21 protein-coding genes and 1 pseudogene are annotated in these 23,399 nt (G+C 72.3%); 10 read left to right on the forward strand and 12 right to left on the reverse strand.

The genetic code is table 11. The features are described from left to right. Positions 1 to 58: 58 nt before the first annotated feature. Both HD597_RS16340 and HD597_RS16345 read right to left on the reverse strand, forming a co-directional pair. Positions 59 to 595, reverse strand: coding sequence for a DinB family protein (locus HD597_RS16340; protein WP_253743097.1), 537 nt, complete (start codon positions 593 to 595; stop codon positions 59 to 61). Between the two features lie 19 nt (positions 596 to 614). Continuing rightward, positions 615 to 1,397, reverse strand: a complete 783-nt coding sequence (locus HD597_RS16345; protein WP_253743098.1) for a class II aldolase/adducin family protein — start codon at positions 1,395 to 1,397, stop codon at positions 615 to 617. A gap of 293 nt (positions 1,398 to 1,690) precedes the next feature. Between HD597_RS16345 and HD597_RS16350 the strand changes: the two genes are divergently transcribed. From HD597_RS16350 to HD597_RS16360, 3 genes are all read left to right on the forward strand, one after another. Beyond that, a complete protein-coding gene (locus tag HD597_RS16350) occupies positions 1,691 to 2,290 on the forward strand; it encodes a TetR/AcrR family transcriptional regulator (RefSeq protein ID WP_253743099.1) in 600 nt (199 codons plus the stop codon). Positions 2,291 to 2,326: 36 nt separating this feature from the next. Further along, the gene (locus HD597_RS16355) at positions 2,327 to 3,142 is read left to right on the forward strand and encodes an SDR family NAD(P)-dependent oxidoreductase (RefSeq protein ID WP_253743100.1); all 816 of its coding nucleotides are present in this window, start codon (positions 2,327 to 2,329) and stop codon (positions 3,140 to 3,142) included. A 227-nt stretch (positions 3,143 to 3,369) separates the two neighbouring features. Then, entirely contained in the window at positions 3,370 to 4,719 is a 1,350-nt protein-coding gene (locus HD597_RS16360; protein WP_253743101.1) for a carotenoid oxygenase family protein, read from the forward strand. 27 nt (positions 4,720 to 4,746) lie between these two features. Here the strand turns inward: HD597_RS16360 and pafA are convergent, their stop codons facing one another. Then, positions 4,747 to 6,105, reverse strand: a complete 1,359-nt coding sequence (gene pafA / locus HD597_RS16365) for a Pup--protein ligase (protein ID WP_253743102.1) — start codon at positions 6,103 to 6,105, stop codon at positions 4,747 to 4,749. A 66-nt stretch (positions 6,106 to 6,171) separates the two neighbouring features. On the opposite strand from pafA, the gene HD597_RS16370 reads away from it, so the two are divergent. Continuing rightward, entirely contained in the window at positions 6,172 to 6,363 is a 192-nt protein-coding gene (locus tag HD597_RS16370) for a hypothetical protein (protein ID WP_253743103.1), read from the forward strand. Here HD597_RS16370 and HD597_RS16375 read toward each other — a convergent pair. Next, a pseudogene (locus HD597_RS16375) lies at positions 6,312 to 6,446 on the reverse strand (alpha-L-rhamnosidase N-terminal domain-containing protein); the annotation flags it as partial. The gene HD597_RS16370 and the pseudogene HD597_RS16375 overlap by 52 nt on opposite strands. A 44-nt stretch (positions 6,447 to 6,490) precedes the next feature. On the opposite strand from HD597_RS16375, the gene HD597_RS16380 reads away from it, so the two are divergent. From HD597_RS16380 to HD597_RS16390, 3 genes are all read left to right on the forward strand, one after another. Beyond that, positions 6,491 to 6,730, forward strand: coding sequence for a substrate-binding domain-containing protein (locus HD597_RS16380; RefSeq protein ID WP_276083800.1), 240 nt, complete (start codon positions 6,491 to 6,493; stop codon positions 6,728 to 6,730). A 206-nt stretch (positions 6,731 to 6,936) separates the two neighbouring features. After that, positions 6,937 to 8,673 carry an NAD-dependent malic enzyme gene (locus HD597_RS16385; RefSeq protein WP_276082934.1) on the forward strand — a complete coding sequence of 579 codons (1,737 nt, stop codon included), beginning with the start codon at positions 6,937 to 6,939 and terminating at the stop codon, positions 8,671 to 8,673. Continuing rightward, entirely contained in the window at positions 8,670 to 10,130 is a 1,461-nt protein-coding gene (locus HD597_RS16390) for a class II fumarate hydratase (protein ID WP_253743107.1), read from the forward strand. Before HD597_RS16385 ends, HD597_RS16390 begins: the two co-directional genes overlap by 4 nt. A 56-nt stretch (positions 10,131 to 10,186) precedes the next feature. Here HD597_RS16390 and HD597_RS16395 read toward each other — a convergent pair whose 3' ends face one another. The 6 genes from HD597_RS16395 to HD597_RS16420 form a co-directional block, all read right to left on the reverse strand. Then, on the reverse strand, positions 10,187 to 11,839 hold the full coding sequence (locus tag HD597_RS16395; RefSeq protein ID WP_253743108.1) for a hypothetical protein: 1,653 nt from the start codon (positions 11,837 to 11,839) through the stop codon (positions 10,187 to 10,189). A 306-nt stretch (positions 11,840 to 12,145) separates the two neighbouring features. Beyond that, positions 12,146 to 12,850 carry an ABC transporter ATP-binding protein gene (locus tag HD597_RS16400; protein ID WP_253743110.1) on the reverse strand — a complete coding sequence of 235 codons (705 nt, stop codon included), beginning with the start codon at positions 12,848 to 12,850 and terminating at the stop codon, positions 12,146 to 12,148. Further along, positions 12,847 to 13,623, reverse strand: coding sequence for an ABC transporter ATP-binding protein (locus tag HD597_RS16405; RefSeq protein ID WP_253743112.1), 777 nt, complete (start codon positions 13,621 to 13,623; stop codon positions 12,847 to 12,849). Before HD597_RS16405 ends, HD597_RS16400 begins: the two co-directional genes overlap by 4 nt. After that, positions 13,620 to 14,636, reverse strand: coding sequence for a branched-chain amino acid ABC transporter permease (locus HD597_RS16410; protein ID WP_253743113.1), 1,017 nt, complete (start codon positions 14,634 to 14,636; stop codon positions 13,620 to 13,622). Before HD597_RS16410 ends, HD597_RS16405 begins: the two co-directional genes overlap by 4 nt. Further along, positions 14,633 to 15,505 (reverse strand): branched-chain amino acid ABC transporter permease, encoded by an 873-nt coding sequence (locus HD597_RS16415; RefSeq protein WP_253743114.1) that lies wholly within the window; start codon positions 15,503 to 15,505, stop codon positions 14,633 to 14,635. The genes HD597_RS16410 and HD597_RS16415 overlap by 4 nt, the downstream gene beginning before the upstream one ends. Next, positions 15,505 to 16,644: an ABC transporter substrate-binding protein gene (locus tag HD597_RS16420; protein WP_253743115.1), complete on the reverse strand. Its 1,140-nt coding sequence runs from the start codon at positions 16,642 to 16,644 to the stop codon at positions 15,505 to 15,507. Before HD597_RS16420 ends, HD597_RS16415 begins: the two co-directional genes overlap by 1 nt. Positions 16,645 to 16,911: 267 nt before the next feature. On the opposite strand from HD597_RS16420, the gene boxB reads away from it, so the two are divergent. After that, a complete protein-coding gene (gene boxB / locus HD597_RS16425) occupies positions 16,912 to 18,390 on the forward strand; it encodes a benzoyl-CoA 2,3-epoxidase subunit BoxB (protein WP_253743116.1) in 1,479 nt (492 codons plus the stop codon). On the opposite strand, the gene HD597_RS16430 is transcribed toward boxB, so the two are convergent. Further along, complete coding sequence (locus HD597_RS16430; RefSeq protein ID WP_253743117.1) at positions 18,387 to 19,271, reverse strand: PaaX family transcriptional regulator; 885 nt, start codon at positions 19,269 to 19,271, stop codon at positions 18,387 to 18,389. The genes boxB and HD597_RS16430 overlap by 4 nt on opposite strands. A 161-nt stretch (positions 19,272 to 19,432) precedes the next feature. Between HD597_RS16430 and boxC the strand changes: the two genes are divergently transcribed. After that, the gene (gene boxC / locus HD597_RS16435; protein WP_253743119.1) at positions 19,433 to 21,103 is read left to right on the forward strand and encodes a 2,3-epoxybenzoyl-CoA dihydrolase; all 1,671 of its coding nucleotides are present in this window, start codon (positions 19,433 to 19,435) and stop codon (positions 21,101 to 21,103) included. A gap of 61 nt (positions 21,104 to 21,164) precedes the next feature. Next, positions 21,165 to 22,025 (forward strand): amidohydrolase family protein, encoded by an 861-nt coding sequence (locus tag HD597_RS16440; RefSeq protein WP_253743121.1) that lies wholly within the window; start codon positions 21,165 to 21,167, stop codon positions 22,023 to 22,025. A 194-nt stretch (positions 22,026 to 22,219) separates the two neighbouring features. Here HD597_RS16440 and HD597_RS16445 read toward each other — a convergent pair whose 3' ends face one another. Beyond that, the gene (locus tag HD597_RS16445) at positions 22,220 to 22,966 is read right to left on the reverse strand and encodes an SAM-dependent methyltransferase (RefSeq protein ID WP_253743123.1); all 747 of its coding nucleotides are present in this window, start codon (positions 22,964 to 22,966) and stop codon (positions 22,220 to 22,222) included. Between the last annotated feature and the right edge of the window lie 433 nt (positions 22,967 to 23,399).

The following is a 23,399-nucleotide window of genomic DNA, read 5'->3' on the forward strand; positions in this document are numbered from 1 at the left end:
GAGGTCGCGGGGGCGCGACATGTGACATCCGCCGGACGAGCCCGGCGTGAGGGTGGGGTCAGAGGTTCCAGCCGCACACGACCAGGTAGCCGTCGACGGTGGTGATGCGGTCGGAGACGGGGTCGTCGGGCAGGGCGTGGCCGAGGTCGCGGTTGCGGACCTCGCCGATCCAGCGGTCGTGCTGGTACTCGTGGTTGATGATCACTGTGAGCAGGGTCTGCGCGACGATCTTGAGCTGGGCGGGGGCGCCGACGTCCCCGGCTCCGATGGCGTTCATGCGGGCGTGCACCCGTTCGCCGACGGTGGCCCGGAAGTCGGCCAGCCGCCGGGCGTCGGGCAGGGGCAGGCGGTTGGCCTCCGGGTTGGCGGAGTCCATGAGGCCGTCCAGGTCGGGGGCGGGGCTCGGCTCGGCCGCGGTGAGGTTGCGGATCATGAAGTGGGCGACGTGGGCCTGGTGGCCGAGGTGCCAGCCGATGGGGCTGAAGTCCCGCTCGGGACGCCAGTGCAGTTCCTCGGCGGTCAGGTCGCGCCAGAGTTCGTCGGTGTAGGCGCGGGCGCGGTCGTACTCCGCGAGCAGGTGCGGGATCTCGAACATCGCGATCGGTACGGCGGCTTCAGTCGAACAGGTCGGTGTCGGAGCGGACGATCTGGTCGTACAGGGGCTGGAAGTTGATCCAGCCGACCAGGTCGTTGCCGATCTGGCCGTGGGTGAGCTTGGCCTGGTCGTGCTCGATGGACACGGTCGGGCCGGCGGCCTTGGCCAGCAGTTGCGCTTGGCAGGAGCGCTCCATCGTGATGAACCACCAGGCGGCGGCGTCGACGGAGTCGCCCACCGTGAGCAGGCCGTGGTTGCGCAGGATGACGGCCTTGTGCGAGCCCAGCGCCTGAGCGATGCGGCGGCCCTCCTCGGTGTCCAGGACCACGCCGGTGTAGTCGTCGAACAGGCCGTGGTCCTCGTAGAAGGCGCAGGCGTCCTGGGTCAGCGGCTCCAGCGGGGCGCCCAGCGAGGACAGCGCCTTGCCGTACACCGAGTGGGAGTGCGCGGCGGCGACCGCGTCCGGGCGGGCCTGGTGGACCATCGAGTGGATGGCGAAGGCGGCCTGGTTGACGTGGTACCTGCCGTGCACGACCTGGCCCTCGTGGTTGACCAGGATGAGGTCGCTGACCCTGATGTGCTTGAAGCTCATGCCGAACGGGTTGACCCAGAAGTGGTCGGGGTGCTCGGGGTCGCGGGCGGTGATGTGGCCGGCCACGCCCTCCTCGAAGCCGAACCTGCCGAACAGGCGCAGCGCGGCGACCAGGCGCTCCTGGCGGTGGCGCCGCTCCTGCCCGACGTCGTCGAACTTCGGCGGCAGGCGGAAGGTCAGCCGGTCGGCGGGGATGGGGTCGAGATTCATGTCAGCTCCGGAGTCCGTGGTCTCGCCGTGCGTGCGCACAACCGGGGGTGGCGTCGTGCTGATCCAGAGTCTTTCCCAAGCCGGGGCTGAGCAACAGCCGCCGAACCAGAATCCGGTTCGGAAAATTGAACCGCCTCTGAGGGGCGGCGAGGTACGCGTCAAGAGACCGGACGCCGCCCGGAACCGGTTCGGCCGTCCTCGCCCGCGTGCGCATGACGGCCGGCCCGGGGTCGCTGAACGCACGTTAAGCTACACCTGCAAGAAAACTTGCACGTGTCGTTTTGGGAGGGGTCGTGGCCACCAGGGAGAACACCGACCGGCGCGTGCGCCGCACCCGATCCGCCCTGGCCCGGGCCCTGATCGAGCTGGCCGAGGAGCGGGACGTGTCCCGGATCAGCGTCTCGGACGTGGCGGAGGGCGCGGGGGTGAGCCGTTCGGCCTTCTACGACCACTACCGCGACGTCCACGAGCTGGCCGAGGACGCCTGCACCGCCATGATCGACGACCTGATCGAGTCCCTGCCCGGCCCCGCCCTCGACTCGGCGGACCTGGTGCGGGAGGCGATCGCGTCGCTGGCGGCGTTCTTCGACAGCCTGGCCGGGCACGCCGGCCTGTATCGCGCGCTGCTCGGCTCGCAGGGCAGCGCGCGCGTCGCCGGCCACATCCGCCGCCGCATCGCCGCCGTCATCCATGACCGTCTGAGGCAGGCCGACGCCGGCGCGTGGCCGGAGCGCGTCCCGCACGACGTGACGGCGGCGTTCACCGCCGGTGCGCTGATCGGGGTGGCCATGGACTGGCTGGAGCGCGGCTGCTCCCGCCCCGCGGCCGAGATGGCCGAGCTGACCTGGCCGCTGCTGAACGCGCAGTACCGCGTCAGCGCGAGCCGCGGCTGAGCGTCACCGCTGATTCCGAACCGAAGGAGATCATTCATGTCCACTGCTGATGTGTCGGGCAAGTCCCTTGCCGAGCTCGTCTCGCTGAAGGGGCGGCGCGCCGTCGTCACCGGCGGCGGTCGCGGCCTGGGCAAGGCCATCGCCGCGCGGCTGGCCGAGGCCGGCGCGGACCTGCTGATCGGCGACCTCGACGAAGGACTGGCAGGTGCGGCGGCCAAGGAGCTCGCCGAGCGCCACGGCGTGCGCGCGGTCGGCGCCGCCATGGACGTCACCGACGCGGCGGCCGTGTCCGCCGCGGCCGACCGGGCGCTCGCCGAGCTGGGCGGCCTGGAGGTCTGGGTGAACAACGCGGGCATCTTCCCGGCCGTGCCGCTGCTGGAGATGACCGAGGAGACGTGGGACCAGGTGTTCGCGGTGAACGCGCGCGGCGTGTTCGTCGGCGCGCGCGAGGCCGCCCGCCGCATGGCGGCGGCCGGTACGGGCGGCGTCATCGTGAACATCGTCTCCACCGCAGGCTTCCGCGGCAGCGCCCCCGGCCTGGCCGCCTACGTCGGATCGAAGCACGCCGCCCGCGGCCTCACCCGTGAGCTGGCCCTCGAACTGGCGCCCATGGGCATCCGCGTGCTCGGGGTGGCGCCGAGCTTCGTCCCCACGGAGGGCAACCTGGCGATGGCCGCCGCCGCGGGCGTGAACCTCGCCGACCTCCCGCCGACCGACCTCATGCTGAACAGCCCGATCGGCCGCGTCGGCACGCCGGACGACATCGCGCGCGTCGCCCTGTTCTGCGCCTCGGACCTGTCGGCGTTCATGACCGGCAGCACCCTGCTGGCCGACGGCGGCGACACGGCCTGACCGGCCACTGCGGGCTCGCGGGTCTCCGGCCGGCGAGCGGCTGCCACCGGGCCCGCGGCGCGTGGGCGGCGGCGACCCGCCGGCTCTTCCACGGTGCGTCTTGCGCGCCTCTCACCTGCGCTTCTCCCGGACGGCTGAGGCGGGCGGGAAGAACAAGACTGTTGTCCGCGAATTTTTTCGTGCACGGTGGTCGGCGTCCCCACCACCTGCCTGACAGGAGTTCCCCCATGTCCGAAACGGTGCCGCTGCACCTCGCGGGCAACAACGCGCCGGTCGCCGACGAGGTGACCCTGGAGCCGTCCAGGGTCGTCGGCGAGATCCCGGCCGAGCTGAGCGGGCAGTTCTTCCGCAACGGGCCCAACCCGCGTACCGGCTGGTCGCCGCACTCCTTCGCGGGCGACGGAATGATCCACACCATCGCCCTCGACGGCGGCAGGGCCCGCTGGTACCGCAACCGGTACGTGCGCACGCCGCTGCACGAGCACCCCGGCGAGTCCCGTTTCGCCCTCGCCTTCGACCAGGAGACCCGCCGGATCGACTACCGGGTCACCACGGCCAACACCCACCTGGTCGCGCACGCGGGCCGCCTGTTCGCCCTGGAGGAGGGCGGCTTCCCGTACGAGGTGACGCCGGACCTCGCCACGATCGGGGCGCACACCTTCGGCGGAGCCCTGCGCACCCCGATGACCGCGCACCCGAAGACCTGCCCGATCACGGGCGAGCTGCTGTTCTTCGGCTACCAGCTCCGCCCGCCGTATCTGACCTGCTACCGCGCCTCGGCCGCGGGCGAGGTGGTGCAGACGCGGGTCGTGGACGTGCCGCGCGCGACGATGATGCACGACTTCGCCATCACCCGCAATCACGTGATCTTCATGGACCTGCCGGTCGTCTTCGACGCCGCGCAGGCAGCGGCGGGCGGGCCGCCGTGGCGCTGGGACGACGCGCACCGGGCCCGGTTCGGCGTGCTGGCGCGCACGGCCGGCGACGACGCGCCCGTACGCTGGTTCGACGTCGCCCCGTGCTACGTGTGGCACACCATGAACGCCTTCGAGGATCCGGCGGGCGACACGATCACCGTCACCGGCACCCGCGTCCCGACGCTGTGGCGCGGCGGCGCCGACGACCTGGAGGGCGGGCTCCCCGTCGTGCACCGCTGGACGCTGGACCTGCGGTCGGGCGCGGTCGCCGAGGCGCCGCTCGACGACGCCCCCAGCGAGTACCCCCGGGTCGCCGACTCCGTCCTCGGGCTGCCCCACCGTTACGGCTACACGACGAGCTTCTCCCTGGACGCCGAGCCCGAGCGGTCGCGGATCTACGCCTACGACCTCACCGGCGGCGGCGACCGGGCGGTGCACCGCCTGCCTCCGGGCCACACCTGCGGCGAGGCCGTCTTCGTGCCCCGGCCCGGGAACGGCGAGAACGAGGGCTACCTCATGACGTTCGCCCACGACCGCGGCACCGGCACGAGCTACCTGGCCATCCTGGACGCCGCCGACCTGGCCGCGCCTCCGCTCGCCGAGGTGCACGTCCCGGTACGCGTCCCCGCGGGCTTCCACGGCAACTGGATCCCGGCCTGAGGCGGTGGGACGTGACAGCCCCTCCGGTCACATGCTGGCGATGAGCTTGTCCACCCGCTCGTCCACGCTGCGGAACGGGTCCTTGCACAGCACCGTGCGCTGCGCCTGGTCGTTCAGCTTGAGGTGCACCCAGTCGACGGTGAAGTCGCGCCGCTTCTCCTGCGCCTTGCGGATGAACTCGCCGCGCAGCCGCGCCCGGGTGGTCTGCGGCGGCACCGTCTTGGCCTCGAAGATCCGGATGTCGGAGGTCACCCGCTCCACCGAGCCGCGCTTCTGCAGCAGGTAGTACAGGCCGCGCTTGCGGTGCACGTCGTGGTAGGCCAGGTCGAGCTGGGCCACCCGCGGCGAGGACAGCGGCAGGTCGTACTTCTTCCGGTAGCGCTCGATGAGCTGATACTTCGTCACCCAGTCGATCTCCCGCGAGACCAGGTCGAGGTTGCCCGTGTCGACCGCGGTGAGCGTGCGCTCCCACAGCTCCAGCACCCGGTGGGCGATCTCGTCGCCGCCGCGGCGGTCCACGAAGTCCTTGGCCTTGCCCAGGTACTCCTGCTGGATCTCCAGCGACGACGCCTCGCGCCCGTTGGCCAGCCGCACCCGCCGCCGCCCGGTCATGTCATGCGAGACCTCGCGGATCGCCCGGATCGGGTTCTCCAGGCTCATGTCGCGCAGCACGACCCCGGCCTCCACCATGCGCAGCACCAGGTCGGTCGCGCCGACCTTGAGCAACATGGTGGTCTCGCTCATGTTGGAGTCGCCCACGATGACGTGCAGGCGGCGGAACCGCTCGGCGTCGCCGTGCGGCTCGTCACGGGTGTTGATGATCGGGCGGGAGCGGGTCGTCGCCGACGACACCCCCTCCCAGATGTGCTCGGCGCGCTGCGACACGCAGTAGACCGCCCCGCGCGGGGTCTGCAGCACCTTGCCCGCGCCGCAGATGATCTGCCGGGTGACCAGGAACGGGATCAGCACATCGGCCAGCCGGCCGAACTCCCCGTGCCGGCCCACACAGTAGTTCTCGTGGCAGCCGTAGGAGTTGCCGGCCGAGTCGGTGTTGTTCTTGAACAGGTAGATGTCACCCGCGATGCCCTCTTCGCGCAGCCGCTTCTCGGCGTCGACCAGCAGCCCCTCCAGGATCCGCTCGCCCGCCTTGTCGTGGGTGACCAGCTCCACGACGTTGTCGCACTCGGGAGTGGCGTACTCGGGATGGCTGCCCACGTCGAGATACAGCCGGGCGCCGTTGGGCAGGAACACGTTGCTCGACCGGCCCCAGGACACGACCCGCCGGAACAGGTAGCGCGCCACCTCGTCCGGGGACAACCTGCGCTGGCCCTGGAAGGTGCACGTGACGCCGTACTCGTTCTCCAGGCCGAAGATACGTCGGTCCACCACCTCACCCTACTCTCCCCGCCCGTACGACGGGGCGAGCCCTGCAAGGGCGCGCTGAAGGTGTGGGTGCCCGCCGCCACCTCCCGCTCCGCCAGGTCCGGCAGGCTCACCGGGGCGGTCGTGCCCGGCGGCACGGTGGCCGTGACGGTCAGGACGCCGTTCTCGCTGCTCCAGGAGCCGCCGGTGACCACGACGTCCGTGGTGCCGTCGGCGCAGGTGATCTCCCGTTGGGCGATGAGGGCGGTGCGGTCGCCGTAGGGCTTCGTCCGGTCGAAGGTGCGGCCGCGGTACCAGCCGTCGGCCAGGGTGGCGCCGATGGTGTTGGGGCCCTCGCGCAGCAGGGCGGTGACGTCGTGGGTGCGGTGGGGGAGCCGGTGATGGGCTGCTGCGCGAGCGGGATCTCGTCGCCGGGCGGGACGTGTCGCTCGCCGGCGTCTGCACCGACGAGACCGCGCTGGCGTACGCGCGGCCGATCACGAACGTCTCGCCCCGCCCGAGGGCGGTGTCCAGGCAGGCGATGCGGTTGCTCTTCGAGCGCCTGGGGGGCGCGGACGGGCCGTCCCGCCTGGCGCTCGTCGAGCCGGAAGACCTGGTGCGGCGCGCCACCACCACCCTGTTCACCTGACGGCCCGCCGCCGCGACGGCGCGATACGTTTCGAAGCCAGGTCCGGCCACGGCTCGTGACCAGTGGGTCGCGCTCGGCCTGGAGGGGCCTTCTTTGTCCGGTTTTGGTGCACTTGTGAGCGCCGGGTCAGTGTCCGTCCCCCCGGGCCGGGGCAACTTCTGTGAGCGGCCGCAGACCTGACAGCGTGTTCAAGGGGGATGACGACGATGTCGCCAGGCAAGAAGAAGCCCGATCTGGTGAGCTCCATGTTCGCCGAACAGCCCGACGGAAGCTATGTGACGTCGCTGCACGGCCAGGCGGTGCTGCAGGAGCCGCTGCTGAACAAGGGCACGGCGTTCTCGGCCGAGGAACGCGCCGAGCTCGGCCTGGAAGGCCTGCTGCCGCCGGCGGTGGAGACGCTGGAGGAGCAGGCGAGGCGGGCCTACCTCCAGTACCGGGCCCAGCCGGACGACCTGCTCAAGAACGTCTACCTGGAGGCCCTGCGGGACCGCAACGAGGTGCTGTACTACCGGCTGCTGAGCGATCATCTGCGGGAGATGCTGCCCATCGTGTACGACCCGACCGTGTCCCAGGCGATCAAGACCTACAGCCACGAGTACCGCCGCCCCCGGGGCGTCTACCTGTCCATCGACGATCCGGGCGGGATCGAGCGGGCCTTCAGGAACGCCGGGCTGGGCCCCGACGACGTCGATCTGATCGTGGCCTCCGACGCCGAGGAGATCCTGGGCATCGGCGACTGGGGGGTGGGCGGCGGCATCGGCATCGCGACCGGCAAGCTCGCCGTCTACACCGCCGCCGCGGGCATCGACCCCGGCCGCGTCATCCCGGTCGCCCTGGACGTCGGCACCGACAACGAGGCGTTGCTGAACGACCCGGCCTACGTCGGCAACCGGCACGCGCGCGTACGCGGGCAGCGCTACGACGACTTCATCGACGCCTACGTCACCACGGCCACCCGGATGTTCCCCGGCGCCCTGCTGCACTGGGAGGACTTCGGCCCGTCCAACGCCCGCCGGATCCTGGAGAAGTACACCGGCCGGATCTGCACCTTCAACGACGACATGCAGGGCACCGGCGCCATCGTGCTGGCCGCCATGCTCAGCGCCGTCCGGGCGTCCGGGACCCCGATGCGCGAGCAGCGGATCGTCATCTTCGGCGCGGGCACCGCCGGCACCGGCATCGCCGACCAGCTGCGCGACGCGATGATCCGCGACGGCCTCGACCACGACACCGCGACCCGCCGGATCTGGCCGATCGACAAGCAGGGGCTCCTGGTCGACGACATGCCGGACCTGCGCGACTACCAGCAGCCCTACGCGCGCCCGCGCGACGAGGTCGCCGGCTGGTCCCGCGGCGAGCACGGCATCTCGCTGGCCGAGGTGGTCGAGCGGGTCAAGCCGACGATGCTGCTGGGCACCTCCACGGCGCACGGCGCGTTCACCGAGCAGATCGTGCGCACGATGGCGGCGGGCGTGGACCGCCCGATCATCTTCCCGATCTCCAACCCGACCGAGCGCATCGAGGCGATGCCCGCCGACCTGATCCGCTGGAGCGACGGCCGGGCGCTGATCGCCACCGGCATCCCCGTCGAGCCCATCACCTACAACGGCGTCACCTACGCCATCGCCCAGGCCAACAACGCCCTGCTGTACCCGGGCCTCGGGCTGGGCGCGGTGGTGGCGCGGGCCCGCCGGGTCAGTCCCGGCATGTTCCAGGCCGCGGCCGAGGCCGTCGGCGGCCTGGCCGACGTCTCCGCTCCCGGCGCGTCCCTGCTGCCTCAGGTGGACAACCTGCGCGAGATCTCCGCCACCGTGGCCGTCGCCGTCGCCGACCGGGCCGCCGAGGAGCACCTGGCCCGCGTCGATCTGCGCGACACCGTCCAGCAGGTCCAGGACGCCATGTGGCAGCCCGCCTACCGGCGCGTCCACGGGAACGGGCAGTGAGCGCGCCGCAGGTCCGCGAGGTGCCGATCGGGCTGCGGGCCAACGGCACCCGGACCGAGAGCGACTCCCTGGGCGAGATCGAGGTGCCGGCCGGGCACTACTGGGGCGCCCAGACCCAGCGCTCCCTGCTCCACTTCGACATCGGCGACGACCGCATGCCCAAGGCCGTCTACCGCGCCTACGGCCACATCAAGAAGGCCGCCGCGATCGTCAACGCCGGCGCCGGCCGGCTGCCCCAGTGGCAGGCCGACCTGATCAGCAGGGTCGCCGACGAGGTCGTCCGGGGCGAGCTGGACGGCGAGTTCCCCCTGTACGTGTGGCAGACCGGCTCCGGCACCCAGTCCAACATGAACGTCAACGAGGTGATCTCCAACCGGGCGATCCAGCTCGTGGGCGGGCGGCTGGGCAGCAAGGACCCGATCCACCCGAACGACCACGTCAACATGGGCCAGTCGTCCAACGACACCTTCGTCACCGCGATGCACATCGCCGCCGCCGAGACCGTCGACGACGACGTGCTGCCCGCCGCGGTCAGGCTGCGGGACGCCGCCGCGGCCAAGAGCCGGGAGTGGGAGCACGTCGTCAAGATCGGGCGCACCCACCTGGAGGACGCCACGCCGCTGACCGTCGGCCAGGAGTGGTCGGGCTACGTCGCCCAGCTCAGCGACGCCATCGACCATCTCGAACGCACCGGCGTCGGCCTGTACCGGCTGGCCATCGGCGGCACCGCCGTCGGCACGGGCCTGAACGCGCCGCCCGGCTTCGGCCAGGAGATGGCCGCGAAGATCGCCGAGCTCACCGGGCTGCCCTTCACCAGCGCGCCCAACACGTTCGCCGCCCAGACCTCCTGCGACGACCTGGTACGGGTCTCGGCCGCGCTGCGCACCCTGGCCGTGCCGCTGTTCAAGTTCGCCAACGACCTGCGCTGGCTCGGCTCCGGGCCGCGTACCGGGCTGCACGAGCTGATCCTGCCGTCCAACGAGCCCGGCTCGTCGATCATGCCGGGCAAGGTCAACCCGACGCAGGCCGAGGCCATGCTGATGGTCGCCATCCAGGTGATCGGCAACGACACGGCCGTCTCGATGGCCGGCGCGGAAGGCAACTTCGAGCTGAACGCCTTCCGCCCCGTCATCATCAAGAACGTGCTGCACTCGGCGCGCATCCTGGCCGACATGATGGACCACTTCCGCACCTTCCTCGTCGAGGGCGCCAAGCTCGACATGGAGCGGCTGCGCCACAACATCGACCACTCGATCATGATGGTGACCGCGCTCAGCCCCGTCGTCGGCTACGACGAGGCCGCCCGCATCGCCCACCACGCGCTGGACCACGGCCTTCCGCTCAAGGACGCCGCACTCGACTGCGGGGTCCCGGCGGACCTCTACGACAGGATCGTCAAACCCGAGAACCTCACCAGGCCCGGCGTCCCCGGCGCGGACGGCGGCGGCCGGCGCTGAGCGGGTACGCGGTCACCCGCGCGGGCGGGGGCGGCCGGCGCTGAGCGGGTACGCGGTCACCCGCGCGGGCGGTGGACGACCTTCTCGGCCGAGCGGCCGGGAAAGACGACGAGCAGGTGCTCCTCCAGCGGCGCGCGGGGATCGTTCTCGTCCCACGGCCGCGTGCGGGTGTGGACGCGCAGGCGGTAGCGGCCAGGACCGGCGACGGCCAGGCCGGGCAGCGGCGCGACCGCCCCGCTGTCGCCGCCCTCCGGGTACGCGGGCACGACCAGCCGGCCGCTGCGGCTGGTGATGCCCACTTCGACGACGTGGTCCCAGCCGGTGAGCCGGAGCGGCGGTGCCCTGTCGAACGCCTTGACCGTCATGCACATCGCCGAGTTCTCCTCGTCGGTCACGATGGCGGCGGCGCTGCCCACGGCGTCGATGAACCCGTCCTGGCCGGCGTCGAAGAGGTCGGCGACGTCGTCACTTTCGTCGTAGAGGTAGCCGGGCTCGCCCGCGCTGTCGTCGCGGTCGTCGAAGACGGCGTAGCCGCCGCCTTCGAACAGCATGTACGCGGCCGTGCCCTGCCGCCTGGCCCGCACCCCGGGCCACGGGTCGGCGCACCGGGCGTTCGCCAGGGCCTTCCACAGAGCCTCCTCCAGGTCGCGCTCGGCCTGGCGGCGGCCGGCCTCGGCGTTCTGGCGGGCGACGATGCCGGGGCACAGGTACTCCAGGGCCGCGGCCAGCTCGATGCTGTCCGCGGTGCCGCCCGCCCGCTCGTGCAGCGCGTGCCGTTCCCGGTCGCCGGGCAGCGCGCACAGCTCCGTCCCGTAGGCGAGGACGCGCTGGTCGGCCAGGTCCTCGGGGAACATCGTGGCCGCCGCGAAGGTCCCGCCTCTGGCCAGGCAGAGGAACGACCGCCGCCGCTCCTCGGGCCCCAGGCCGGCCGCGGGCCGGAGCCGGTCGCGGCAGCTCTCGTCCGCGGCCGTGTACGTGAGCCGGGCGTCCCTCTCGGATCCGACGGCCATCGGCAGCACGAGCACGACGGTGGCTGCGGTGAGCAGCCACGGCGTGCGCCGGGTCGCGGGCGCCGCGACACCCGGGCCGGCGACGGCGGCGCCCTCGTGCGCGGTGCGCGGGCCGGCGGCGGCGCCGTCGTGCGCGGTGCGCGGGCCGGGAGTGGCGAGCTCGTGCGCGGTGCGCGCCGCCCACACGACGGTGAGGCCGCCGATCGCGTGCACGGCGAGCGTCAGGCCGTCGAACGTCGGCCGTCCGGCCTGGAGCAGCGAGTAGATCTGCGGGACGAGCAGGGCGGTCCAGCCGATGACCACCGTGGCGGCGCTGAACCGCCCGTCACGTCCCTGCCCGGCGATGATCATCAGCTTGGCGCAGATCGTCGCCTTGGCCAGCAGGATCGACGCCGACAGCAGCGGGCCCCCGGCGAACAGCCGCAGCACCGCGGCCAGCACCCCTGTCAGGCCGAGGCCGAGGGCGACCAGCCGGAACCGGCCCGTGGCCCCCGCGAGGGTCCGCACCAGCAGGACCAGGGTGGCGCTCCACACGGCCCAGCGCCCGGCGAACTCCGCGACGTCGGACAGGACGTCGAGGAGCTCCCAGAGCAGCAGCTCGCCGGCCACGTCCGCGTAGAGCAGGCGCCGCAGCCACACCACGTCGCGCGGCGGCGCCCCGGCGCGCGGCACGGCCGGGCCGCGCAGGATCTGCCACAACGCCCACGCGTTGAGCGCGCAGATCGCCCCGAGCAGGATCGGCGTCTCGTCCGCCCACGGCCACGGACCCGCCGCCGCGACGAGGGCGAACCACTGCCCGCCGCCGTACCCGGCGGCGACGGCGGCGACGGTCAGGTAGAGCGCGACGGCGACGGCGGCCGGACGCCCGAAGCGGTGGCGGGCGACGGCGGCCCGGAGTAAGGCGACGATGCGGATGATCTTATGGGACGCCCAGGCCGCCCGGCCCGCTCAGGCCGCCCGAGCCGCAGGGCCCCGGGCCCGCGGGCCGCGGGCCGCTCAGGACCGTCAGCCGACGCCGAGGAGCGAGTGGGCCCGCGCGCGATCGGCCCGGAACTCGGCGGTCGGGCCGCGGTGCACGATCTGCCCCTTGCGCATGACCGCCACCTCGTCGGCCAGCCGGAACGCCAGGTGGAGGTCCTGCTCCACGAGCAGGGCCGCGATGCCCTCGCCGCGCAGCCGTTCCAGCAGGCCGGCGACGTGATCCACGACGGCGGGGGCGAGGCCGTCGGACGGCTCGTCCAGCAGGAGCAGGCGCGGATCGCGCAGCAGGGCCCGGCCGATCGCGAGCATCTGCTGCTCGCCACCGGACAACTGGTCGCCGCGGTGGCCGCGACGCCCGGCGAGCCGGGGCATCAGCTCGTAGACCCGCTCCACCGTCCAGGCGCGGTCGCCGCGCCGGGCCGCGAGGCCGAGGTTCTCCGCCACGGTGAGCGGGGCGAAGACGCGGCGGCCCTGCGGGACGATCGCGACGCCGGCACGCGCCACGGTGTGCGCGGCGGCGCCGGCCACCTCCCGGCCGCCGATCCTGATGCTGCCGGAGTACGGCTTGAGCAGGCCCATGACGGTGTGCACGAGGGTGGTCTTGCCGGCGCCGTTGCGGCCGAGCAGAGCCACGACCGCGCCCTCGGGCACGGTGAGGCCGACGCCGTCGAGCACGGTGGTGCCGGCGTAGCCCGCCCGCAGGTCGCATACGGTGAGCACGTCCGTCATCGGGAGTCTCCGGTGAAGAGTTCGTCGGTCCTGGCCGTGCCGAGGTAGGCGGCGCGTACGTCGTCGTCGGCCCTGATCTGCCCGGGCGGGCCGGAGGCCAGGACTCTTCCGAGGTGCAGGACGGTGACCCGGCCGGCGAGGCGGAACACCACGTCCAGGTCGTGCTCGACGATGAGCAGGGTCAGGCTGTCCGGCAGCCGTTCGACGAGGCCGGCGAAGCGTTCGGTCTCGGCGGCGGACATGCCTGCGGTGGGCTCGTCGAACATCACCAGCGTCGGCTGCGCGGCCAGGACCATCGCCACCTCCAGTTGCCTGCGCTCGCCGTGCGAGAGCGCGCCTGCCCGGTCGGCCGCGCGCCCGGCCAGCCCCACCGCTTCCAGGTGCGCGCGGGCTCCGGCCTCGGTACGGGCGAAGCGGCGCGCGGCCCGGTCGAAGCGGTGCGCCACCCGGTCGACGCGCTGGACGGCGAGGGCGACGTTGTCCAGCACCGAGCAGTTCAGGAACAGGCTGGCGTGCTGGTAGGTGCGCAGCAGCCCGCGCCGGGCGCGTTCGGACTCCGGCAGCCCGGTGATGTCCTGCCCGTCGAACAACACGCTTCCCGAGGTGGCCCGCAGGGTTCCCGCCACGGTGGCGAACAGTGTGGACTTGCCGGCGCCGTTCGGGCCGATGAGGGCGTGCCGCTCGCCCGGCAGCACGGACAGGTCCACGCCGTCGACCGCCTTGAGCGAGCCGTAGGCGCGGGTCAGGCCGCGCAGCTCCAGCAGGGGCGTCACGGGAGCCGCTCCTTCCGGTGGCGGGCCCCGGCTCTCAGCCCGGCGAGACCGCGGGGGAGGAGGAAGACGACGGCCACGAAGGCCAGGCCCAGTACGAGGGGCCCGTGGCCGCCGATGGAGGCCGACAGGTTGTCGCGGACGAGCAGCACCAGGGCCGCGCCCAGGCAGGGCCCCCACAGACTGCCCGCCCCGCCGATCACCACGCTGAGCAGGGCGAGCGCCGCGACCTCGAACCCGAGGTCCCCGGCCGAGACGAACCTGGCATGTGCCGCCCACAGCGCGCCGCCGGCGCCCGCGACGGCTCCGGCCAGGCAGAACACGCCGTACCTGGCGAGAGCCGGGCGGTAGCCCAGGGCCCGCAGCCGGGGCTCGTTGTCGCGGATGCCGCGCAGCGTCCGCCCGTATGGGGAGCGCACGACCAGCGCGACCGCCGCGAAGACCGTGGCCGCCACCGCCAGCACCCACCAGTAGACGAACCCGGCGGCGGTGAGCGGCGGGCCGCCGAGCAGGGTGATCGGAGGCATCCCGGCCAGCCCGTTGCCGGCGCCCACGACCGACCAGGTGTCGGCCACCTGGTGCACCGACTCGCCGATCGCGAGCGTCAGCATCAGGAAGACGATGCCCCGGGCCCGCACCGCCACCCAGCCGGTCAGCGCCGCCGTGACCAGCCCGGCGGCCAGGCCGGCGAGCGCCTGGACGGCGGCGTCCGAGGTGAGGTGGATGCCGGTCAGCGCCGCGGCGTAGGCGCCGGCGCCGAAGTACGCCGCCTGCCCCAGCGTGGGCAGCCCCGTGACACCGGTCAGCAGGTCCACGCTGAGCACCAGCACGGCGAAGGCCAGGATCCGGGTCATGGCCGAGACCGGGTAGGCGCCCAGCACCAGCGGCGCCGCCACGAGGAGCAGGATCAGAGCGACGGCCACGGCGGTCCTGCCCGCGGCGCGCCGGGGTCGCACGCCGTCCGCCGCTCCCGCCGGATCGGCCGCCGGCGTGGTGGTCTCGTAGGCGGCCCTCATGCGTGCACCGCCGTACGCGCGGGCAGCAGGCCCGCCGGGCGCAGCAGGAGCACCACGCCCATCGCGGCGAAGACCAGGAAGGAGGCGTACTCCGGCAGCAGCGCGGTGCCGAGTGCCTGCACCTGCCCGATCAGCACCGCGCCGAGCAGCGCGCCCCGGACCGAGCCGAGCCCGCCGATCACCACCACGACCAGCGCCAGCAGCAGCACCTTCTCGTCCAGGCCGGGCGCGGCGCCCAGGACGGGCCCGGCCAGCACGCCGCCGGCCGCCGCGAGCCCGGCCCCCGCCGCGAAGACCCCGACGAGCACCCGGCCCGTGTTGACGCCCAGCGCCGACACCATGCCGCGGTCGGCGACCGTCGCGCGGATCAGCGCGCCGAGCCGGCTCCGCTCGACCAGCACGTAGACGCCCGCGGCCAGCACCACCCCGAACCCGATCACGAGCAGCCGGTAGACCGGGTACGTCTCGCCGAACACCGCGACGCTGCCCGACACCGGGGCGGGCGCGCCGATGGAGTGCACGTCGTTGCCGAACAGCATCGACAGCACCTCGGCGACGACCAGCGAGACCCCGAGCGTGAGCAGCGCCTGGTCGAGGTGGCGGGGCGTGGCCCGGGTCAGGCCCGCCAGGACGCCGCCGAGCACCGCGCCCACCCCGGCGGCCAGCAGCACCGCCACCACGAAGGCCGCCAGGCTCGCGCCGTCGGCGACCAGCGCCACGGCGACGTACGCGCCGGCCAGGTAGACGGCGCCGTGGGCCAGGTTGAGCACGTCCATCATGCCGAACACCAGCGACAGGCCCAGCGCGATGGCGAACAGCAGCGCGCCCATCGCCAGCCCGTTGAGCACGCTCACCAGGTACGTGGCCATCAGCCCAGCTCGCTGACGACGGCGTTGACCATGGTGCCGCCGCTGGAGCGGACCTCGCGCAGGTAGTACGTCTGCTGGGCGTCGTGGTCGGCGTCGAAGCTCCACCGGCCCCGGGGGCTGTCCACGGTCCCGACGGTGCCCAGCGCCTTGACCAGCTCTTCCCCGGTGCCGCCAGGTGCGCCGGGAAGCGCCTTGTCCAGCACCGTCGCGGCGTCGTAGGCCTGCACCGCGTAGACCGTGGGAGCCTCGTCGTAGGCCTTGCGGTAGGCGGCTGCGAATTCCTTGTTGCGCGGGGTGTCCAGCTCCGCGGAGTAGTGCAGCGACGTCTTGACGCCCACCGCGGCGTCCCCCTGGGCGTCGAGCACGCCGCCCTCGGTCAGGAACCCGGTGCCGTACAGCGGGGTGCTGCCGGCCAGCCCGAACTGCTTGTACTGCTTGACGAAGCTGACGGCCTCGGCGCCGGCGTAGAAGGCGTAGACGGCCTTGGCGTCGGAGCCGCGGATGGCCGACAGGAACGGCTGGAAGTCCTGGGTCTTGCCGAAGGGGGTGTACTCCTCGCCGGCCACCTTGCCGCCCGCGGCCTCGAACGTCTTGCGGAAGCCGGCGATCATCTCGCGGCCGGCGGCGTAGTCGGCGGCGATGAGGTAGACGCCGCCCTTGGCCTCCTTGGCCACGGCGGGGCCGAGCGGGGCCGCGACCTTGCCGTTGGCGAAGCTGGTGCGCCACACGTACTCGGACTTGCGGGCGCCGGTGACGTCGTCGGCGCCGGCGTTGGCCACCAGCAGCGGCTTCTTCGACTCGTGGAAGAAGTCGCGCAGCCCCAGCGCGGTGGCCGAGTTGACGACGCCCACCACCGCGGTGACCTGGTCCTGTGTCACCAGCTTCTGCGCGGCCGGCACGCCCGTCTGCGGGCCTTCGCCCTCGTCGGCGCTGACCACCTCGACGGCGCGGCCGCCGAGCTTGCCGCCGTGCTGGTCGAGATAGAGCTGGAAGCCGTTGCGCATGTCCTCGCCGAGCGGCGCGTAGACGCCCGACAACGGCACCAGCAACCCGATCTTCACGGCGCCGCCGGTCCCGCCGCCGCCGGACTGGTCAAGGCTGGAGCCGGCACAGCCGGAGAGCACGAGTGCGGTCGTCACGAGGGCAAGGGCGGCAGCTCTGTTCCGTAAGACGTGCATGGCGACACTCCAGGGGGATGGGCTCGGCGCCCCCGCGCTGGGACGGTGGGCCCAGAATCTACAGATGTGTGTTGTGGCGTCAATAGCGTGTAATCAATCGAGATCTTCGAGCCGGTGACGACGGCCCTGACCTGCCGGTTTCAGTTATTTGCTACACCTGACTTATGTGTCGCAATGAGAATGTGGCATTTTGGAGGGAGGTGGACCCTTCATCGGCAAGGAGTAGCCATGACCGCTGACCCCCGTACGGGCGCGGCGCCCGCCCCCACCGGCCCGCTGAGCCGCGTCGACTACAGCGAGCGCATCCCGAACAACGTCGATCTCGCCGGTGACCGCCGCCTGCAGCGCGCGCTGGAGAGCTGGCAGCCGAAGTTCCTGGACTGGTGGAAGACGCTCGGCCCGGCCCTGCCGACCAAGGACGTCTACCTGCGCACCGCCGTCGCCGTCGGCCGTGACGGGTGGGCGCACTTCGAGCACGTCCCGATGGAGGAGTACCGCTGGGGCATCTTCCTGGCCGAGCGCGACCCGGCCCGCAAGGTGGGCTTCGGCAAGCACAAGGGCGAGCCCGCCTGGCAGGAGGTGCCCGGCGAGCACCGCGCCGACCTGATGCGGCTGATCGTCATCCAGGGCGACACCGAGCCGGCCTCGGTCGAGCAGCAGCGCGCCCTCGGCAACACCGCGCCCAGCATCTACGACCTGCGCAACCTCTTCCAGGTCAACGTCGAAGAGGGCCGCCACCTGTGGGCCATGGTCTACCTCCTGCACGCCTACTTCGGCAGGGAGGGCCGGGAGGAGGCCGAGCAGCTCCTCCAGCGCAACTCCGGCGACCTCGACGCGCCCCGCATCCTCGGCGCGTTCAACGAGGAGACCACCGACTGGCTGCAGTTCTTCATGTTCACCTACTTCACCGACCGCGACGGCAAGTACCAGCTCGGCACCCTGAAGGAGTCGGCGTTCGACCCGCTCGCGCGCACCTGCCAGTTCATGCTCAAGGAGGAGGCCCACCACATGTTCGTGGGCACCACCGGCGTGCAGCGCACCCTGGAGCGCACGGCCGAGCTCATGAGGGAGCACGGCACCGCCGACATCCTCCCGCACGGCGGCATCCCCCTGGACATCATCCAGAGGTACCTGAACTTCCAGTTCTCCGTCTCGATGGACCTGTTCGGCTCCGAGCAGTCCACCAACGCCGGCAACTACTACACCTCAGGTCTCAAGGGCCGCTGGATGGAGACCCGCCGCAAGGACGACCACGTGCTGCTGGAGGACACCCGCGAGCTGAGCCACGTCGAGAACGGGCGGATCAGGACCAGGACGGTGCCCATGCTCAGCGCGCTCAACCTCGACCTGCGCGACGAGTACGCCGCCGACTGCGCCCACGGCGTGCGCCGCTGGAACCAGGCCCTGAAGAACGCCGGCCTGTCCGAGCGCCTCTATCTGCCGCACGAGGGCTTCAACCGCAAGGTCGGCGTCTACGCCGGCCACCACGTCACCCCGCACGGCGAGGTCCTCGACGAGGCCGCCTGGCACGCCCGGGCCGCCGAATGGCTGCCCACGGCCGAGGACCGCGAGAAGGTCGCCTCGCTGATGATCCCCGAGTACGAGTACGGCAGGTTCGCCGGCTGGATCGCCCCGCCCAAGACCGGCATCAACGACCAGCCGGTCGAGTTCGACTACGTGCACCTGGCCGAGGAAGGGCTGCTCTAGTGACGCGTGGCGGCGTCCTGCTCCATCCGGCCCCACTCGGCCTGGGCCCGCCGGTGCCACCGGTTGTGCAGGTCGTGGAAGACGGCCGCCGCGCGGGGGCCCGGCCAGGCGTGGTCGAGCAGCTCGGCGGGCAGGTCGGGATCGACGAACGGGAAGCGCCGCCACTCCTGGATGAGCAGCACCTGGTTGACGAACGCCTCCCGATCGGAGGAGACCGGGAGGCCTTCGAAACGTTCGATGAAGGCCACGTAGCGCTTCTCGACGTCGTCGAGGTCCCACGCCGCCGTGATGATCTTGCTGGTGTCGCCGATGCCCGCCGACGGCCCCGTCCAGGCGTAGGCCCGGTCGGCCAGGTCGAGCTCGCGGACGATCTCGCGCACCTCGGCCTCCTTGGAGGCGTCGGGCACCACCCACAGCCCCGGAGCCGGCGAGCCGAGCCCGAGCCAGGTGAGCTTGGTGCGCAACCGGTGCCTGAGCTGGCGCTGGGTCTCCGGCACGCCCGCGGTGAGCACCAGCCAGCGCCCGTCCCAGGTGCGGGAGCGGCGCATGAAGGCGTAGATGCGCTCGGCGCCCTCGTGCAGCAGGCGGTCGCCGGCCTCCGTCAGCTTCCACCGCACCTTGCGGCCGTGCCGTTCGGACTGCAACAGGCCCTCGGCGGCGGTGCGGGACAGGGCCTGGCGGGCGGACTTCTCCTCCACCCCGAGGGACGAGAGGGCCTCGACCAGGCTGCCGGTCCACATCTCGCCACGGCGGGGCATGACGAACTCCCCGAGAACGGTCAGCAGCAGCGACCGGGCGCTGGCGGACGTCCGGTCCTGCGGGCGTTCCGCGGGCACGGCCGGCCGGCCGCCGTCAGGCGTGCGCGGCTCGCTCGGGGCCACCGCTCCCTCCCTCGTTCGACATCGCCGTGACGCGCATTCTCTCAGGTCAGGCCTGCCTGCCTGTAACCAGGACCCGGCCCGCACATTCTACAAACCATTGACGCTGCTTATATATCAAGTCGAATATTAGGGGTGAAGGCCCCGAACCTCCGGAGCACGCATTGACTGTCACCGCCGAGACCCCGCCGATGGTCCGCTTCGCCACCTCGCCGGACCGCTACCGTCACTGGACGCTCACGGTGGACGGCGCGGTGGCCACCGTCACGCTGCGCGTGGACGAGCAGGGCGGGCTGGTCCCCGGCTACGAGCTGAAGATGAACTCCTACGACCTCGGCGTGGACATCGAGCTGTACGACCTCGTCCAGCGGCTGCGCTTCGAGCATCCCGAGGTCGCAGCGGTCGTGCTGACCGGCGGCCTGGACCGGATGTTCTGCGCCGGGGCCAACATCCGCATGCTCGCCCAGTCCTCGCACGCCTGGAAGGTGAACTTCTGCAAGTTCACCAACGAGACCCGCAACGGCATCGAGGACGCCACCGAGCACTCCGGCCAGACCTGGATCGCCGCACTCAACGGCACCGCCGCGGGCGGCGGCTACGAGCTGGCGCTGGCCTGCGACCAGATCGTCCTGGTCGACGACGGCTCCTCGGCCGTCTCCCTGCCCGAGGTGCCGCTGCTCGGCGTGCTGCCCGGCACCGGCGGGCTGACCCGCGTCGTCGAGAAGCGGCACGTGCGCAAGGACCGCGCCGACCTGTTCGCCACCAGGCCCGAGGGGTTCCGCGGGAAGACCGCGCTGGCATGGGGCCTGGTCGACGCCGCCGTCACGCGCAACGCGTTCGGCGAGGAGATCGCCAGGCGCGCCGGCGAGGCGGTGCGCAGGTCCCGGCGCCCCTCGGACGCCGAAGGCGTCGCGCTGACGCCGCTCGACCGCAAGGACGAGGGTGACACCATCACCTACCCGTACGTGTCCGCCCTGCTCGACCGGGCGAACCGCAGGGCCGAGATCACGGTGTCCGGCCCGCACGACGCCCCGCCCGCCGGCCCCTCCGCCCAGGGCGCCGCCTACTGGCCCCTGGCCATGACCAGGGCGCTGGACGACCTCGTCCTCCACCTGCGGACCAACGAACCGGACCTCGGCATCTGGGTGCTGCGCGCCGCCGGCGACCACGACCGGGTGCTGGCCTACGACGACCAGCTCCACACCACGGACGACTGGTTCGTCAACGAGGTGCGCCTCTACTACAAGCGCACGCTCAAGCGCCTCGACGTCACCAGCCGCAGCCTCATCGCCGTCATCGAGCCGGGCAGCGCCTTCGCGGGGCTGCTGGCCGAGCTGGCGCTGGCCGCCGACCGGCAGTACATGCTGGAGGGCGTCTACGAGGACCGCGACGACGACGCCACCCCCGCCACTCTCGTGCTGACGCCCGCCAACGACGGCGACTACCCGATGGGCAACGGCCTGTCCCGCCTGCGGTCGCGCTTCTGGGGCAACGACGCCGACCTGGACGCCGTACGGGCCCGGCTGGGCGAGCCGCTGGACGCCGCCGCCGCCACCGAGCTCGGCCTGGTCACCGTGGCCCTGGACGACATCGACTTCGAGGAGGAGCTGCGCATCGCCTTCGAGGAACGCGCCTCGCTCTCGCCCGACGCGCTGACCGGCATGGAGGCCAACCACCGATTCGCCGGCCCCGAGACCCTGGAGACGAAGATCTTCGGCCGGCTCACCGCCTGGCAGAACTGGATCTTCATCCGGCCCAACGCCTCCGGCCCCGACGGCGCGCTGCGCCGCTACGGCACCGGCCGCAAGGGCGACTTCGACCTCGGGCGGGTGTGAGCATGACCCCGTTCGACGCCGGCGCCCCGCCCGGGACCGGGCACCCGTTCACGGACGAACCATGATCGACGGCCTCCCGCTCATCGACGCGCACGTCCACGTCCCCCTGCTCGGCACCCTCAAGCCCGCCTGGCTGAGCTGGGCCCGCGGCTTCGGCCAGGACGGCCTCCTGGAGGACGTCTGGGACTCAGGCGGCAGGCCGCGCCCGTCCCGCCTGGACGAGCTCTTCGCCGCCCAGGGCGTGGACGTCGCGCTGCTGTTCTGCGAGTACAGCCCCAAGGCCACCGGCACGCAGGCGTTCGAGGACCTGCTGCCGATCGTCGAGCACAACCCGTCCCGCTTCCGCCCCGTCGCCAACGTCAACCCCCACCTGCACTTCCCCATCGCCGCCGAGGTGCGGCGCCAGCTCGGCCTCGGCGCTGCCGCGCTCAAGCTGCACCCCGTGCACGGCGGCTTCCGCTGCGACGACGCCGCCCTCTACCCGGCCTACCACGTGCTCGAAGAACGCGGAGTGCCGCTCGTCGTCCACTGCGGCACGAGCTCCTTCCCCGGCTCGGCCAACGAGAACGCCGACCCGGCCTTCCTCATCCCGGTCATCCGGGACTTCCCCGGGCTCGACGTCGTGCTCGCCCACGGCGGGCGCGGCTGGTGGTACGACGCCGCCGCCTTCCTGGCCCTGTCCCAGGACACCGTCTGGCTGGAGCTGTCCGGCCTGCCGCCCAAACGGCTGCCCGAGTACTACGCCCGCCACGACCTCACCCGCCTCGCCCGCAAGTGGATCTTCGGCACCGACTGGCCTGGCGTTCCCGGCATCGCCGCCAACGCCCGCGCCGTCGCCGGGCTGCTGCCGGAGGAGGTGGCCGCGGCCGTTCTGGGGGGCAACGCCACGAAGGTCTACGCCGGCCTGCGCGCGCGGGAGTGACCGATGGACGCCGTCGAAACGGGCGGGCGCCGGCGCGCCCAAGCCGCCGGCGCTCCGCCGCGGGTGACGACAGGTCCCGTGCGGGGCCCGGACGGTGCGACGCCCGGAGCCCCCGCACGGGACGGGGCGTCAGCGCTTCATCGGCGCTTCAGCGGCGCTTCATCAGTGCTCCGTCAGCGCTCCATAGCGCTCCATCAGCGCTTCATCAGGGCGAAGACTCCCCAGCCGAGATACTCACGCGTGAAGCGCGCGTAGCGGGCGGGCTCGTGGGTGAGCTCCTCCCGTACCTCGGGGGCCAGCTCGTCGTCAGGGTTCCGGTCGAGCCAGCGGCGCAGGTTGAGCCACTGGGCCGCGGCGTACCGGTCCCAGCTGTCCTGGTCGGAGAGCACCATCTCCACGACGTCGTACCCGAGATCCTGGAACTGCTCGATCAGCTCCGGCAGCAGCAGGAAATCGGAGATGCCGGTGGCGTGGCAGGCCTTGGCGGTCTCCTCGTCCTGAGGAGTCCGCCGCCAGTACGGCTCGCCGATCAGCATCAGCCCTCCAGGAAGGAGGCTGCGGCTGAGCAGCTCGGTCGTTCCGGCGACACCGTTCCCGATCCACGTCGCGCCGACACAGGCGGCCAGCTCGACCGGCTGGTCCGCGACATGGCCCGAGGCGTCGCCGTGGACGAACTCGACCCTGTCGGCGACGCCGAGCTCGGCGGCGCGGGCCCGGGCCCGCTCGGTGAAGGCCGTGCTGATGTCCACCCCGGTGCCCGTGATCCCGTGGTCACGCGCCCAGGTGCACAGCATCTCGCCCGAGCCGCTGGCCAGGTCGAGCACCCGCGTCCCGGGGGCGAGGTGGAGCGCTTCGCCCAGGGTGGCGAACTTGGCCGCGGTCAGCGGGTTGTGGATGCGGTGGCTGCTTTCGCGGATGGTGAAGATGCGGGGAAGGTCCATGACCAGATTCCTTTCCGTCATGCCTTGCGGTGGGAAGAGCGGTTGATGGCGCGTCGCAGGCGCGTGATGTGCCGGGGCCCGATCTCGGCGACGGCGTCGCACGGGCCGTAGCCGGCCGGAGTCAGGACGCGCGCAGGAGAAGAGGGAGCAGGCTGATGTGAAGCGAGTCGATGAGACAACGTGGAGACCCTTGAAAGGGGACCCCGCCGGACAGCAGGCGTGCCGAAGCTGCTCCCATCAGGGAGAAGGGCAGGCGAAGGTCAGGCAGAGGCCCGGGAAGTGAGGATGATCCGGGCACCGCGCACAGCGGTGGTCTCCGCGACAGTCATCAACTCACCTCCTTCGATCTCCGTGAGCGAACCGTTGTCGCTGCACCAGATCGTATAGCAACCGCCGTACCGGCCGCGACCGTGCAGCCGCCGGCGGCGCGGTG

This window comes from Nonomuraea thailandensis (assembly GCF_024172165.1).
Classification (GTDB): domain Bacteria; phylum Actinomycetota; class Actinomycetes; order Streptosporangiales; family Streptosporangiaceae; genus Nonomuraea; species Nonomuraea thailandensis.